Raw genomic sequence first — 14870 nt, 5'->3', positions numbered from 1 at the left:
ATGTGCCGGACGGCAGATCTCAATGACCGCCGCCGCGCGGTGGCCGGGGCTGATAGGCGCGCTCGAGGTGGGCGAGCTCGTCGGTGCCGAGACGCAGTGCCATGGCGGCGATGGCATCGTCGATATGCCCGACCGACGTGGGGCCGAGGATGGGTGCCGTCACCCCCGGTTGATGCAGCGTCCAGGCCAGGGCGATCTGCGCCGGCGACACGCCGTGATCCCGCGCCACGGCGGCAACCTCTTCCAGCACAGCGAAATCGCCGGGCCGATGATAATACTTCAGCGTGTAGTCGTCGCTGCGATGGCGCGCGGTCCCGGTGTCCGGCAGACGGCGATCGGCGCACAGGAAACCCCGCGCCATGGGGCTGAAGGGGATGACGGCAATGCCCTGGTCCCGGCAGAACGGCAGGAGCTCGCGTTCCGCCTCGCGATGGCAGAGATTGTATTCGCACTGCATGGACTGGAAGCCGGCGCGGCCGAAACGCTCGGCCAGGGCGATGGAGCGCACGAAGCTCCAGGTGGGCATGGTGGTGGCTCCGACGTAAAGCGCCTTGCCCGAACGGACGATGTCGCCGAAGGCCCCCACGAGTTCGTCGAGATCCGTCGCAGCATCCCAGACATGGGTCTGGAACAGGTCGACGTAATCGGTCTTCAGCCGCTGCAGCGAGGCATCGAGGGCGGCGAACAAATGCTTGCGTGAAAATCCCCGGGCATTAGCGTGCTTGCCCATGGGATTGCCGGCCTTCGTGGCAAGGACGATCTCGTCGCGGCGCGCGAACTCCCACAACACCTTGCCAAGAACGGCCTCGCTCGCGCCGCCTGAGTAGAAGTCGCAGGTGTCGACGAAGGAGATGCCCGCTTCGACCGCCCGGCGGATGATCGGCCGGGCATCATCCTCCGGCAGCACCCAGGCCCGCCATTTCGGGTCGCCGAAGCCCATGGCACCGAGGCCGAGACGCGAAATGCGCAGATTCGCGCGGCCGAAACGAACGTAGTCCATGGACAGAGAGGCTCCTTGCGCGGCTCTTTCAGTTCTGTATACCATCAGACAGAAAGAGGTGGCCAGTGCAAACACGCGATCGGATTTTTTCGGCCAGCGACGGCCTCTCCCTCCGCTACCGCACCGAGGGCAGCGGCCCGGTCGTGGTGCTCGTGCACGGCGTTGGCGCCGATCTGGAGAGCTGGGACGAGGTCGCTGCGGCCCTTGCAAAGCACTTCACCGTGGTCCGCGCCGATCTGCGAGGCCATGGCCGGTCCGGCCACATGACGACGTGCCATATCGACGACTTCGTCGGCGATCTCGACGGACTCCTCGCCGAAGCCGGCGTCGCGAAAATCGATCTCGTCGGCTTTTCCCTCGGCGGGCTCATCGCCCAGCACTTCGCCCAGCGTTTCCCTGATCGCGTGCGGCGCCTCGCCCTCATCAGCACCGTTGCCGCCCGCACGCCCGAGGAGCGCGCCCGCGTGCTGCAGCGCGCCGATATCGTAAGCCGCGACGGCATCGCCGCGGTCGTCGGCGCGGCCGAGGACCGGTGGTTCACCCCCGCCTTCAAGGCGGCCAATCCCGACCGCATCCGCCAACGGCTCGCGCAGCTCCAGGCCAACGACCACCCGTCCTACGCCGCCGCCTACCGCGTCTTTGCCGAGGCGGACGAAGGCCTCGACTTCGATGCGATCGTGGCGCCGACGCTGGTCGTGACGGGCGAGAACGACATCGGCTCCAGTCCGCGCATGGCGCGCCTGCTGCATGAGCGCATCGCCGATTCCCGACTCGTCATCCTGCCGGAGCTGAGGCACAGCGTCCTCATCGAAGCCCCTGGGCGGATCGGCGAGCTGCTCATGGAGTTCCTTTCGGAACCTCGCGCCTGACGACAGGCACCCACCACCGGATGACTCCACCGGGGCGAAGAACACCAACAATCGAGACGGAAAGCGGATGATGGAAGAGCTGCTGCGGAAAATCACGGCCCATGCCGAAGACATTCTGATCGAGGGCGGGCGCAAGGTGGCCAAGCCCTATCGGGTGGTCGCCGTCGCGGCGGTCCTCAAGAACCCCTGGGTGGGCCGGGGCTTTGTCGAAAACCTGAAACCCGAGATCGACGCGATCGCACCGCGGCTAGGCGAATTCCTGGTGCCCCGCCTCCTGGAGATCATTGGCGGCGCCGACAAGGTCGAGGCCTATGGCAAGGCGGCCGTGGTCGGGACGTCCGGCGAGATCGAGCATGCGTCTGCCCTCATCCATACGCTGCGTTTCGGCAACCAGCTGCGCCAGGCGGTGGAAGGCACGTCCTATCTCTCCTTCACGAACAAGCGCGCCGGGCCGGGCTGCTCGATCGACATCCCGCTGAAGCACATCACTGCCGAAGGCACCCGCTCGCATTTCCTCACGACCACCTTCGCCATCGCCGACGCGCCGGGTGCCGACGAGATCGTCGTGGCCCTCGGTGCGTCCACGAGCGGACGGCCGCACCATCGCATCGGCGACCGCTACGAGGACATGAAGGAGATGGGCGTCGATCAGACCGGCAAAGCCGCCGCCTGACGCCTTTCTGGCCGCCCCAGGGGCGCTTCACGCGCCCTGGGGCGCGTCCTTGGCCATTTTGCTGAAGTGCTGCTCGGCGAATTCCGCCGACCGCGCGACATAGCCTCGGCAGGCGGCGGCGGCCGCCTCACCATCGCGCCGCTCCATGGCGTCGATGATGCGCTTCATCTGGGCCATCGATCCCTTCACGCGGGTCTTCGGCGCGATGCGGATGGTCGTGTTGCGCATGAAGTTGATGCGCGCCCTCAGCGAGCGCATCAGCGCATGGGCGGTGGCATTGCCGGCACCGGTGAACAGGACCTCGAAGAACTGGTCGATCTCGCGCCCGTAGGCCTCGGGATCGTTCAATGCCACCCGCTCGACGCGGGAGAACGCTTCCCGGAGTTCCGCGACGGCGGCTTCGCTGGCACGTTCCGCGAAGTGCCGCGCGGCTTCGCCCTCGAGGGCGGCGCGCACCTCATAGATCTCCATTGCCTGCTGGCGCGTGAGCACGGAGACGAACATGCCCTTCGGGCCGTGGCTCTCCACGAGGCCTTCGGATTCAAGGTAGCGGAGGGCTTCGCGGATACTGCTGCGGCTGACCCCGGTCTGTTCGCACAGGTCCCGCTCGACGAGCCGCTGGCCGGGCTTGAGATGATCCGACAGAATCGCTTCCCGCAGGGCTTTGAGGGTCTTCTCCCGCAGTGGCTCCGCCTGCCGCTCGACCCAGAGAACGGATTCGACACTCATCGTATTTGGTCTCCCGGAGCCCGCCTCGGCCGCTCCAACCCGAATGCCAGGCGGCCGGTCTCCGCTTCGTGAAGCCGGCCGCGTCATTGCGGCAATGCCCGTCCGAGCCAGCCGGACCTTCCAGCCAGCCGCGCCTTCCTATACGCCGGGGGCCGCGCCACGCAAGAAGTGAGTGCGTGCCCGAAAGGACGCGGACCACCCGGTCCTTCGCGTTCTACTGGGCCGCCTTCCAAACCTCCCGGAAGCGCGGGATCTCGTCCGCAACCCAGGTGAAATTCCGGACATTGTCGCGCATCGCGGCAAACTCGATCGAGAAAAACAACGGAATGTAGGGAAGATCATGCGTCATCAGCGCCTGCGCCTCGCGGTACAGCCTCGCCCGCTCGGACTGGTCGCTAAGGCCGCGCGCCTTGTCGAGAAGGCTGTCCACCTCGGGATTGACGTAGCGACTGGTGTTGGCCGCGGATTTGCCGTGGAACAGATAGGTGAACAGCCCATCCGGGTCGGGACGCTGCGTCCAGCGGATCGGCAGGAAGTTGATCGCTCCCTGGATCAGCTGCGGATACCAGTCGCTCACCGACACCGGCTGCAACTTGACGGTGAGGCCGATGGCCTTCAACTGCTCCTGCGCGAGCTGGCTGATCTGCTGGTACAGTGCCACGGGCTGGGTGGAGAGCGCCAGTTCGAGGCCCGGCATGGGCCCAATCTCCGCAAGCAAGGCCTTCGCCTTCGCGGGGTCGTAAGGATAAGACCGCAGCGCCGGATCGAACCACCAAAGACCCGGCGGCGTGAAGCCGTCGGCGATCGTCGCTTTTCCATCCATGACGATGTTGATCAGACGCTGGCGGTCGATGGCGTGGGCCATGGCCTGACGCAGCTTCAGGTTGTCGAAGGGCGGGCGGTCGACGCGCATCTGCAGGGCCAGCCAGCGGCTTCCCGGACTCTGCGCCAGCTTGATGCCGCTCTGCTTCTCGAGCGGCCGGATGTCGAGCGGCGACAGCGCGCCCACGAAATCCAGCTCCCGTGTAATCAGGCGGGGAATGCCGACGGCCGAGTTGGACGTGAGGACGAAGACGATCCGATCGAGATAGGGCTTGCCGCCCTCCCAGTAATTCGGATTCTTCTCGACCACGATGCGGGCGCCGGGGCTCCATTCCTTGAACACGAAGGGACCCGTTCCCACCGGATTCTGGCCGACGGCGTCACCGTATTTCTCGGCCGACTGCGGCGAGATCATGAAGCCCTCGCGCTGGGCAAGCATGCCGAGCAGGCTCGGCGCCGGCCCCTTCAGATTGAGGACAAGAGTATTGTCGTCCGGCGCTTCGATCGAGGAGATGAGCTCGAGCAGCGGCAGCCGCGATGGCGAATTGACCTTCGCATCCATGCGCCGGTCGAGATTCCACTTGGCCGCACCGGCGTTGAAGGGCGTTCCGTCCTGGAATTTCACCCCGCCGCGCAGGTGAAGGACGAGCCGCCGCCCGTCTCCGCTCGTCTCCCAGCGTTCCGCCAGCTCCGGCAGGATGGTGAAGTCCGGGGCGAGGCCGACGAGCGTATTGAAGATCAGGTAAAGCGGTTGCCGCTCCGAGAAATTGATCTGGAACGTGGGATCGAGCGACTTCGCGTCATTCTGCAAGGCCACGGTGAGCGTACCACCGTATTGCGGCTTGTCCGCCGCGGACGGCTGCGCCTGAGCGAGGCCCGCGCCGAAAATTGGCGTCATGGCCATGGCTTTCAACAGATCGCGCCTCAACTGCATGCTCGTCTCCAGTAAGGAAAGGGGGCAGGGTCTCGTTTTCACTTCAGGCGAATCTGCGGATTGGCGACCGAATAGAGCGCATCCGCGGCGGCATTCATGATCACGACCGCTGCGATCGTGATCATGCCGATGGCCAGCATGACGGGGTAGTCGCGCGACAGGATGGAATCGACCAGGAGGCTGCCGATGCCCGGGATCGAAAACAGCGATTCCGTCACGACGGCGCCGCCCATGAGCTGGCCGAGGCTGAGGCCCACATAGGTGATCACGGGCATGATCGCGTTGGGAAGCACGTGCCGGAACGAGACCTGCCGCTCCGAAAACCCCTTGGCCTTGGCCACCCGCACGAACAGGCGCCGGCTGACGGCGTCGTATTCCGCCCGATAGACCAGCGTGAAGGAGCCATAGTAATAGGCCGAGAGCGTCAGCACCGGCAGAAGGATATGTTTGAGGTGGGTCCACAGCCCCTCCGACCATGGCGCCCAGCCGATCGAGGGCAGCCAGCCGAGCTTGACCGAGAACAGAAAGATCAGGCTGAGGCCGAGCGCGAAATTCGGCAGGGTGATGCCGGCGACCGCCAGCGCCGTGGCGACCGGCCGGACGACCGTACGTCCTGCGGTGATGCTGTTGATGACCACCGCCGTCACACCGGCGAGACCGATGGCCAGGATGCCCAGTTCGAGCGTCACCGGCAGGCGGGGCAGGATCGCGGCGGCGGCGGTCTGATGCGTCGAATACGAGCGCCCGAAATCGCCGACCAGCGCGCCGCTCATCCAGTCGGCATATTGCGTCAGCAGCGGGCGGTCGAACCCCAGCCGTGCATTGAGTTCCGCGATGCTCTGGGGCGTCGCGTCCTGTCCCAGCATGAGGGCGGCCGGACTTCCGAGAAGCCCGGCCACGCTGAAGAAGAGCAACGCCGTGATGAGGATTGCGCTCGGGATTGCCCAGAGGAGCCGGCGCGCCACGACAGCGATCATGCGGCGCCCTCGGATCGGGCGTTCCCGGGCGGCAGGCCCTGGAACAGAATATCGCGCAGGAACTGGCAGGGTGCGGCGAATTCCTCGGCCGCCACGGGGCCGGAAAAGCGTGCCCTGAGATAGCCGTGGATCATCCGCGGCGCCGTCCGCAGCACGGCACGGTTGCCCGCGGCAGTCAGGCGCCAGGCATATTGGCGGCTGTCGTCGGCGAGACAGTCGATCTCAGCCAGATGCACATGCGCCGGCGGCAGGTTCGCGAGATCCTGCGCTTTCAGCGGCGCGGCATAGGGGTCGGATGTCGGCCTGCGGTCGCCGAGATAAAGGCTCCAGGCGCGGTCGATGGAGGCGGTTGTCACAGGCGCTTCGGCGTAATGGCGATAGGCCTCGGCGCTCAGATCGTCCGTCAGGCATGCATAGTTGAGGGCCTGCGCCAGAATCGCCGGGCCGCCACGGTCGCGGGCCATGAGGCAGACGGCGGCTGCCATGTTGCCGCCGGCGCTGTCGCCCCACACGGCCAGTCGCGATGGGTCGATGCCGTAGGCCGCCCCGTTCTCCGCGACATGGCGGACGACGGCGTAGCAATCCTCCACGCCCGCCGGAAAGGGATGTTCCGGTGCCAGCCGGTAGTCGATGCCGATGACGACGCAGCCGACATGATCGGCGACGCCCCAGGCGATGGGATCGCCGCTGTCGAGGCTGCCCTTGATGAAGGCCCCGCCGTGCAGATAGACGACGCATGGCGAACAGGCCGGGGCATCGGCGGGACGATAGATGCGGACCGCAATGGTGCCGTCGCGGCCCGCCCCCGGACAGACGAACGACGTGTCGCGCACCGACATGCCGGCGGGATAATCGCGCTGCATCGATGCCGCATAGGCAGCCCAGCCCGCCCGCTGACCGTCCTGCTCCTGCGTCTGCGGCAGCGCCTTTTTCGCCGCCAGGAGCTCGTGCATGTCGGGATGAACGTCGAACTCCGGCTTCTGCATGGCGTTTTTCCTAGAATCGTCCATATCCGGCCTGCGAGCGGGACCTTTCGGAGGTGGGGGCCCAGGTCAGCCGCTCCAGAGCGTAAAGATGAAGGAGATCGGCCATGTCCATGACCAGGCCCGATCGGTAGCCCTCGACGAGCCGTTGCGCGTAATCGACGAGCGTCAAGCTGCCACCGGCATCGCCCGCCTTCAGACGATCCGCCATGCCGGCATCCGCAGGCAGGGCAGCCAGGCCGATATAGGACCCGGCACCACCATCGAGGCTCTGGGCCACGTCTGCATGGATCAACCGCTCCCCGGCCTCGGAGAGCATCGGCCAGACGGAGCGGATCGTCTGCAGGACGGCATCGGCGCCGGCCTCGATTGCGCCGAGGGCAAAAACCGCACCGCCCGATGCCGGAACGGCGATGAGCCAGCCGGCGCGGGCAACGCCATCGGGCAATACGTCACCCTCGGCCGCGCGATAGGCCGCGAAACACGCCAGGCCCCGCCGCGCCGCCAGATCCGCGAGCGCCGCGACAAGACCGCTGCCGATGGTATTCGCGAGGACAACATGGCCGAAGCCGTGCTCGCGCGCATCGCTCGTCAGAAGATCGACGGCGGGCGGGCCTGCCTCCATGAGGTGCTTGCCCTGGCCATCGAGGCGCCAGCCCGCCAGACTGTCGCGCTGGCGCAGGAGCCGCGGCCGCGTGGTGGCCTCGGCAATGGCGGTTTCCGCCACGCGCAACGTCCGCACTGTCCCGCCGTGCACGGCCTCGGCCCAGGCGAGGATTCTGATCGCCCGCTCGGCAATGCCGAACGGATACCCGATGCCCCGCAGCGACCAGCCGCCGACCCGGATGATTTCGGAGAAAGCCGCGACAGTGGTCGTGGTCGTCATGCGACCGCTCCTTCGAGCGGAGTGGCCTGCGGCTGCATGGGAAAGATCCAGTCCTCGCTGGCGCCCAGAGCAATCTCTTCGGGCAGAGGCATCCCCTGGAAGAACACGCCACGAACGTAGCGGATGCTGAGCGGGCTGGTGCACTCGATGCCGAGGACCCCGAGAAAGAAGCGGATCAGATGCGCCGGCAGGAAGTCGCGATGCAACAGGTTGTCGCGGATCTCCGCATAAGGAAGCCCCGACAGGTACTGCACCCGCGCGACGCCATAAGCGAGCTCCGGCACATCGGCGACCACCTCCGCCACCGGCGCGTCATCCTCATAGGAGGCGAGAACACAGGACAGCCGCTGGATCAGCCCGATGTGGTCGATGAAGGACTCGAACTCCTCGTGCGGATCGATGATCCGCTCGCCGCGCCGCTGCTCACCATTGTCGATCGAGTGGTACCAGAAGTGCTGGCGCGTCTTCGACGGTCGCATGTCGTACGTGAGCGCCCAATCATAGCGTGTACGCAGCAAGGCCTTGAGCGCGCCGACGCGCATGTCCGCAACGAGGTCGCGGTTCCGCCGGGCGCCGAGGGGAATATAGGGCGCCAGCGCGTCGGCGAACTCCGGATAGGTTTCGATGAGGAGGGAATTCAGTTGCTCGACCGTCTCCATGTCGAACGCCGCCGCCGCCCGTTCGGCCAGTTCCCCCCATGGCGCCTGACTGTGCGCCGCCTGCGCGACCCACGATCGAAGCACCTCGAGATTCGTGGCCAGGACGTCGGTCGGCACGACGTAATCCTCGCACTGCAGCTCGATCGAGGCGTAATAGGCGCTCGCGCGCGCAAGCAGCCGCGACAAGCGTTCCGCCCGCGCCGGATCGGCGTTCGCCGGCTGCGATTTCGCGTACGCCAGTGCCAGCTCGCGCACGGTGAGCCAGGTCGAAACCCATTCCGGCCAGCGCTGCAGGGCCACGCACATGCCCTGCCCCGACGAATTCCCGACGCCGATATAGCGGGCGATCTCCGGGGCGAGCTTGACCGCATGAGGGCTGCGCGCCGCCGCGATCCCGTTGACGAGATCGATGGACACCTGCCGTATCAGGAAAAGCCCGAACAGGTCGGCGAAGAAGGGATGGTGGAAGGGATGGTCCTCGGGAATGCCCTCGAAGGACAGGGAGCCCTGGCGGCCACTGCCGAGATAGCCGCCGTTGCGCAGCAGATAGCCGGTGCCGCTGCCAAGAATGCCGGGATCGGGCTGGCGGCCGGCCGCCAGCGAATCCACCACATGATCGAAGAAGCGCGCGCTTCGGCTGGCCGGGGTCCAGCCCGTCACGTCGGAATTGGTGCGCATGCTGTCGACGTCGCGCAGGTCGAAGGTCGCGAACTCCCTGGCGATGCGCGCCTCGTCCGGCACGCCGAGGAAGATGGCGCCGAACATGTCGCGACTGGCTCCGTCCGAGCGCCGGCCGGCCTTTTCGATGCCGTCCCAGCGGAAACACCGCGCGATATAGGTCAGAACATGCCCGCCGGCATCGATCCTGTAGACACCGTGCCCCTCGCCCTCGCTGTCGCAATGAAAGCGCACACGCGTGATCCTCCAGCGTTCCTGGATGATGCGCCGGGCAAGGAGGGGCGCGAAGCTCAGCCGCGTCGCCTTCATCGTGCTGAGGCTCAGCGCCGTCATGCAGTCCTCGGGCCGCCGCAACCAGCGGAAGACCGCTTCCCGCCCAGGCGCATCGGCAAAGGTGGAGAGAACCGTATCGAGATAGTCGGGTAGCTGCATCGAACCGTGCCTCGCGCGCTCTTCTTTGTCCGCTGTCTTACGGTATACCACAACGAGACGCGACGCCAGTGAGGCGCGACACAATTCCCAGGACCCACACGCCGTGCCGGAGGTGCACCGGCGCCCGATACGAACTGGCGGCGCCATAGGCCGCGGCTCGATCGAGGCCGAAGGGCAGTAGCGCGCTTGAGCATGAGGCGGGCGCCCCCTCGCAGGGCGCCCGCCTCGAGCAGCAGTCCGTCAGGGCTTTGCCTTCCACAGGTCGCGCAGACGCGGAATCTCGTCCGCGACCCAGACATGGTTCTTCACGTCGTCGCGCATCGCCGCGAATTCGAGCGAGAAGAACAGGGGCACATAAGGAAGATCCTGCATGATGATCTCCTGCGCCTTGCGGTAGAGCTTCTGTCGCTCGCCCTGGTCCGTCACGGCGCGGGCGCGATCGATGAGGCTGTCCACTTCGGGGTTGCTGTAACGCGTCGAATTGCCGGCGCCCTTGCTGTGGAACAGCAGCGTCATGAGGCCGTCCGGGTCAGGCCGGTGCGACCAGCGCATGGGCGTGAAGTTGATGGCGAGCTGGACGACGCGCGGATACCAGTCGCTCTGCGCCACCGGATCGAGCTTCACGGCGATGCCGGCCGGCTTCAGTTGCTCCTGCACCAGCTGGTTGACCTGCTGCAGCAGGGCGATCTGCGGGGTCGCCAGGCTGAGTTCGATCCCGTTGGGATGGCCGGCTTCGGCGAGCAGCGCCTTCGCCTTGGCAGGGTCGTAGTCATAGGGCTTCAGGGCCGGATCGGCCCACCACAAGGCCGCCGGCGTCGGGCCGTTCGAAATGGCGGCACGGCCGCTCATCACGATATCGACGATGCGCTTGCGATCGATGGAATGGGCGATCGCCTGGCGCAGCTTGAGATTGTTGAAGGGCGGCTTGTCCACCTGCCACTGCAACGCATACCAACGGCCGACCGCGCTCGGGTCGAGCCGGATGCCCTTGCGGTTCTCGATCTGGCGCACGTCGATCGGCGACAGGGCGGAAGCATAGTCGGCCTCCCCCGTCAGGAGACGCTGGATCGCCACCGCCGTGGTCGTGATCTCGCTGAAGACGATGCGGTCGAGATACGGCTTGCCCTTCTCCCAATAGGCCGGATTCTTCTCGACCACGAGCCGGTTGCCGGGCACCCATTCCTTGAAGATGAAGGGCCCCGTGCCGACGGGATTGGTGGCGAGATCCTTGCCGTATTTCTCGGCTGCCGCCGGCGAGACCATGAAGCCCTCGCGCTGCGCCAGCATGCCGAGGAGACTGGGCGAAGCCCCCTTCAGCTTCAATGTGGCCGTATAGGGATCGGTGACCTCGACGCTGTCGATGATGTCCTTCAACTGCCCGCGCTGCGGCGAATTGAGCTTTTCGTCCATGCGCCGGTCGAGGTTGAATTTCACCGCCGCGGCGTTGAAGTCCGTGCCGTCGTGGAATTTCACGCCCTTGCGCAGATGCAGGACGACGCGCTGCCCGTTGTCCAGGATCTCCCAGCGCTCCGCCAGTTCCGGCGCGACGGAGAAGTCCGGCTTCAGGGCGAGCAGCGTGTTGTAGATGAGGTAGAGGGGCTGGCGTTCGGAAAAGTTGATCGAAAACGTCGGATCGAGCGTCTTCGTGTCCGACGAGAAAGCCACCGTCAGGGTGCCACCATACTGAGGCTTGTCCCCCTGCGCCGCGGCCGGACTCGCCAATGCAGCAATCACGGCCATGGCGGCCAATACAATCCGTCCGCGGATCGGCGGCATCTTTTAACTCCCTGTTCCCCCTGGGGAGTGCATGCCCCAGTTGATGTCGGAATACGATAAGATGGTATGCCAAAACGGCGCAAGGAGCGTAAGCGACGCGACGGGCGTCATTCGTCTATTCGCGTATTATCGGTTGCCCGGGCAGCGTGTCCCTCTGTGAGGTGGTCCCTGGAATTCGGACACGTGGATAATGACGTTGCCCCCGGCGTTGTCCCCGATCTGCGCTAGAATCCGTTCTCCGAAGGAGACGGAAGATGAGGAAGAGTCGGTTCAATGAGAAGCAGATCATTGGGGTGCTGAAGGAGCACCAGGCCGGCCCGCCGGTGGCAAAGCTGTGCCGCAAGCAGGGGATCAGCGGCGCGACATTCTACGCGTGATGGTCGAAGTATGGCAGCATGGAGGTATCCGACGCCAAGCGGCTGAAGGCTTTGGAGGAAGAGAACCGCAAGCCGAAGAAGCTGCTGGCGGAATCGATGTTGGACGTGGCGGCGCTGAAGGAGGCGCTTGGGAAAAACTTCTGACGCCCGGCTCGCGGAGGAAAGCCGTGACCTGGGGGATCGGGGAGAAGGGCTACTCGCAGCGCCACGCCTGCGCGCTGATCGGCATGGCGCAAAAGGTGTTCCGTCACGTCTCGCGCCACGGCGACGACGCGGACATGCGGGCCCGGCTGCGGACGCTGGCGGCCGAGCGACGCCGGTTCGGATATCGTCGCCTGCGTATCCTGCTGCGGCGAGAGGGCATCCGCCTCAACCACAAGAAGCTGTTCCGGCTCTATCGCGAGAAGCGGCTGACGGTGCGACGCCGCGGTGGTCGCAGGCGTGCGCTCGGGACGCGGGCGCTGATGACGTTGCCGCAAGGACCGAACCAGCGCTGGAGCCTGGAGTTCGTCTCCGACGTGCTGGCTGACGGCCGCCGGTTCCGCGTGCTGGTCGTGGTGGACGACTTCACCCGCGAGTGCCTGGCGCTGGTGGTGGACACGTCGCTGAGCGGCCATCGCGTGGTCCGCGAGCTTGATCGCATCATTGAACTCCGTGGCGCGCCGTTGCTGGTGGTGAGCGACAGCGGCACCGAGCTGACCTCGCACGCGGTGCTGGGCTGGCAGCAGGATCGCGGCGTCGGCTGGCACTACATCGCGCCCGGCAAGCCGGTGCAGAACGCCTTTGCCGAAAGCCTGATCGGCCGTCTGCGGGACGAACGCCTCAACGAGCACGTGTTTGCGGGCTTGCCCGCGGCCCGGCGGATCATCGAAGCTTATGGCGCGCCGCCTACAACGCCCACCGCCCACACACCAGCCTGCGCGGGCTGACCCCAACGAATTCGCAGCCCGGTCCAGGACGGACCGCAACCAGAACGGACTCTGGTTATGAACGAGGGCGGGCGAGGCTTGCGGTGAAGTGCGCGTGGAGTTGCGCGGCGACCTGGCCGCGTTCGTCTATCTGCCTGATCCGCCGGATGGCAGCCAAACGCGAACAGCCGCTCTCCATATGGAGAACGGCCGTTCTGGTGGAGTGATGGGAACGTTGGTTGCGGGGACGCGAAACCACCGACAGTTGCCTCCGCTTCGGGCGAGTTGCTGACCGTCGGCCACGCGGACACCATATTGCAGGGCTCGGCTCACGCGGTTGCGCCGGACCTGGTAGAGAGCCAGCTGCGCCGAGGCTCGCAGGTCAGTGGCGATGGCGCCGGCGTTTTGAACCTTGTCGGCAAATGAGACGAGGAGAGCGTCGGTGTCAGCGTGCACAAGATACGAAATACATGCTTCCGCGTGCGCTTGCGACGGCAGTCTGAGCGAGATGTCGGGGGTCCGCGCACGCCCTGACGATGCGGGCGACTCGGGGGGCGAACCTTTCCGCGAAGAGCGCTTCTTGGTGCGCTCCGACGTCTTCGACCGAGTCGCGCAGCACCGGCGATCGCCTAGTCCCCGTCTCCGTCGGACTCAAGGGCGCGGCCTGGAGGCGCGGCTGCGGACGAGGCGATTACGGACGACCGCGCCGGCTCCAGCATCAACACCGTGCTGATCTGGCTAGCCGGGGACCGACGGCGGGGCGCCCGGGATCGAATTTCTGGCGCGAGCTGCTCGCCATGTCTCCGGCCGGCTCGGGCGGCAGAATCACCCGGGGGCTGGCAGGCATCTATCTGTCCCCTCCCCTGACCGTCAGTTTGGTCAAGGACAATATAAGCATATGGCCTTTATACACGGCGGGGGATGCCACGATGCGTCAGGTTGTCGCCTACATCCGGGTTTCGACCGATCGGCAAGGTAAGTCCGGCCTAGGGATCGAAGCGCAGCGCGAGGCGGTGGCGCGGTTCATCGCGGCCGAGGGGCTGGATCTGCTGACCGGGTTTGTCGAGGTAGACCGGCAAGGGGTGCGACGCGCTGGACCGCCGCCCAAAGCTGCGCGACGCCCTGGCACAGGCCCGCAAGGCAAAGGCTGCCGTAGTGGTGGCCAAGCTGGACCGTCTCTCCCGCGACGTGGCTTTCATCTCCGGCCTGATGGCGCAGCGCGTGCCCTTCATTGTCGCCGAGCTGGGTGCAAATGCCGACCCGTTCATGCTGCACATCTACGCTGAGCTGGCGCAGAAGGAGCGTGCCTTGATCGCCGAGCGCATGCGCGTCGCCGTTGCCGTTGCCGTTGCCGTTGCCGTTGCCGTTGCCGCAAAGAAGGCGCAGGGGGCCAGACTAGGCAACCGAACCAATCTCGCTGAAGCCAGCGCCAATCGGGCTGTGGCCGACGCCTTCGCAGCGAACGTGCTGCCAATCATCCGGGAGCGGGAGGCGGTCGGCGTGAAGGGGTTTTCGCGCACTGGCAGAGGCGTTCAACCTCAGAGGCATCCGCACCGCGCGGGGCGGCGACTGGCACGCGACGACCGTACGGAACCTGATGATCCGAGGCGCGGCTTAACGCTCTAATCCCAGATTTCCCGGATGCAATCGGATTTTCCTGGACCTCTAGCCGAATTTGTCATGAATATCAGCGTATTATATTCGGACTGGGTGCGCAGTCATGGGACGCCGCGCTTGAGGCGTAGGGTCATTGAGGCTCAATAGGACGCGTTTGGTCGTGTGTGCTAATCGCACCAGGAGCCTTTTCGGGGCCACCTCACTATGTCCGGCTCTCCGGGGATGCATACCGGGCGATGTCTGGAACTTCGGCAGCCCCACAGCCAAGTGGAAGGCCGACAGCAAGCCTCATTGGCACCGAGCATGTGACCCGCGATGTCCTTCACACCCATCAGATCCGCGTCGGCTGGCGCTCGCTGTGTCGCAGCGGCAGCAATCCTCGCCGCCTTGCCGCAGACGGAACCAGCCACGGCTCAGGAAGACCCGTCGCACTACCAATCCATGGCGATCGTCACGGGGACTGACATGCGCGAGCGCCCGCGCGGTTTTGCGCTATGTTTGGAGGATGTGCTCGTCAAGGTGTCAGGCGATCCCCACCTGCGCTCCGATC

11 protein-coding genes and 2 pseudogenes are annotated in these 14870 nt (G+C 65.9%); 5 read left to right on the top strand and 8 right to left on the bottom strand.

Translation table 11 applies throughout. From position 1 onward, the window contains the following. Window positions 1-19 precede the first annotated feature (19 nt). Window positions 20-1075, bottom strand: coding sequence for an aldo/keto reductase (locus OL599_RS09150; RefSeq protein ID WP_264713402.1), 1056 nt, complete (start codon window positions 1073-1075; stop codon window positions 20-22). Between OL599_RS09150 and OL599_RS09145 the strand changes: the two genes are divergently transcribed. Both OL599_RS09145 and OL599_RS09140 read left to right on the top strand, forming a co-directional pair. After that, entirely contained in the window at window positions 1066-1869 is an 804-nt protein-coding gene (locus tag OL599_RS09145; RefSeq protein WP_347403195.1) for an alpha/beta fold hydrolase, read from the top strand. The genes OL599_RS09150 and OL599_RS09145 overlap by 10 nt on opposite strands. A 70-nt stretch (window positions 1870-1939) precedes the next feature. Next, entirely contained in the window at window positions 1940-2542 is a 603-nt protein-coding gene (locus OL599_RS09140) for an amino acid synthesis family protein (RefSeq protein ID WP_264713401.1), read from the top strand. A gap of 27 nt (window positions 2543-2569) precedes the next feature. On the opposite strand, the gene OL599_RS09135 is transcribed toward OL599_RS09140, so the two are convergent. The 7 genes from OL599_RS09135 to OL599_RS09105 form a co-directional block, all read right to left on the bottom strand. Beyond that, window positions 2570-3271: a GntR family transcriptional regulator gene (locus tag OL599_RS09135; RefSeq protein ID WP_264713400.1), complete on the bottom strand. Its 702-nt coding sequence runs from the start codon at window positions 3269-3271 to the stop codon at window positions 2570-2572. Between the two features lie 214 nt (window positions 3272-3485). Beyond that, a complete protein-coding gene (locus OL599_RS09130; RefSeq protein ID WP_264713399.1) occupies window positions 3486-5027 on the bottom strand; it encodes an ABC transporter substrate-binding protein in 1542 nt (513 codons plus the stop codon). Window positions 5028-5065: 38 nt separating this feature from the next. Then, on the bottom strand, window positions 5066-6004 hold the full coding sequence (locus tag OL599_RS09125) for an ABC transporter permease (protein ID WP_264713398.1): 939 nt from the start codon (window positions 6002-6004) through the stop codon (window positions 5066-5068). Continuing rightward, window positions 6001-6990 (bottom strand): alpha/beta hydrolase, encoded by a 990-nt coding sequence (locus tag OL599_RS09120; RefSeq protein ID WP_264713396.1) that lies wholly within the window; start codon window positions 6988-6990, stop codon window positions 6001-6003. The genes OL599_RS09125 and OL599_RS09120 overlap by 4 nt, the downstream gene beginning before the upstream one ends. A gap of 10 nt (window positions 6991-7000) precedes the next feature. Beyond that, window positions 7001-7873 carry a hypothetical protein gene (locus tag OL599_RS09115; protein ID WP_264713395.1) on the bottom strand — a complete coding sequence of 291 codons (873 nt, stop codon included), beginning with the start codon at window positions 7871-7873 and terminating at the stop codon, window positions 7001-7003. Next, complete coding sequence (locus tag OL599_RS09110; RefSeq protein ID WP_264713393.1) at window positions 7870-9693, bottom strand: hypothetical protein; 1824 nt, start codon at window positions 9691-9693, stop codon at window positions 7870-7872. Before OL599_RS09110 ends, OL599_RS09115 begins: the two co-directional genes overlap by 4 nt. 189 nt (window positions 9694-9882) lie before the next feature. After that, window positions 9883-11382, bottom strand: a complete 1500-nt coding sequence (locus OL599_RS09105; RefSeq protein WP_264713392.1) for an ABC transporter substrate-binding protein — start codon at window positions 11380-11382, stop codon at window positions 9883-9885. Between the two features lie 290 nt (window positions 11383-11672). On the opposite strand from OL599_RS09105, the pseudogene OL599_RS09100 reads away from it, so the two are divergent. The 3 genes and pseudogenes from OL599_RS09100 (at window position 11673) to OL599_RS09095 (ending at window position 14329) form a co-directional block, all read left to right on the top strand. Next, window positions 11673-12785: pseudogene (locus tag OL599_RS09100) on the top strand (IS3 family transposase). Between the two features lie 454 nt (window positions 12786-13239). Next, window positions 13240-13731: pseudogene (locus OL599_RS26145) on the top strand (hypothetical protein); the annotation flags it as partial. A gap of 127 nt (window positions 13732-13858) precedes the next feature. Next, window positions 13859-14329, top strand: a complete 471-nt coding sequence (locus OL599_RS09095; RefSeq protein WP_408886926.1) for a recombinase family protein — start codon at window positions 13859-13861, stop codon at window positions 14327-14329. Window positions 14330-14870: the final 541 nt, after the last annotated feature.

The organism is Limobrevibacterium gyesilva (assembly GCF_025989185.1).
In the GTDB taxonomy this organism is placed as follows: Bacteria; Pseudomonadota; Alphaproteobacteria; order Acetobacterales; family Acetobacteraceae; genus Limobrevibacterium; species Limobrevibacterium gyesilva.
This window is presented reverse-complemented; position numbering and strand designations above follow the sequence as displayed.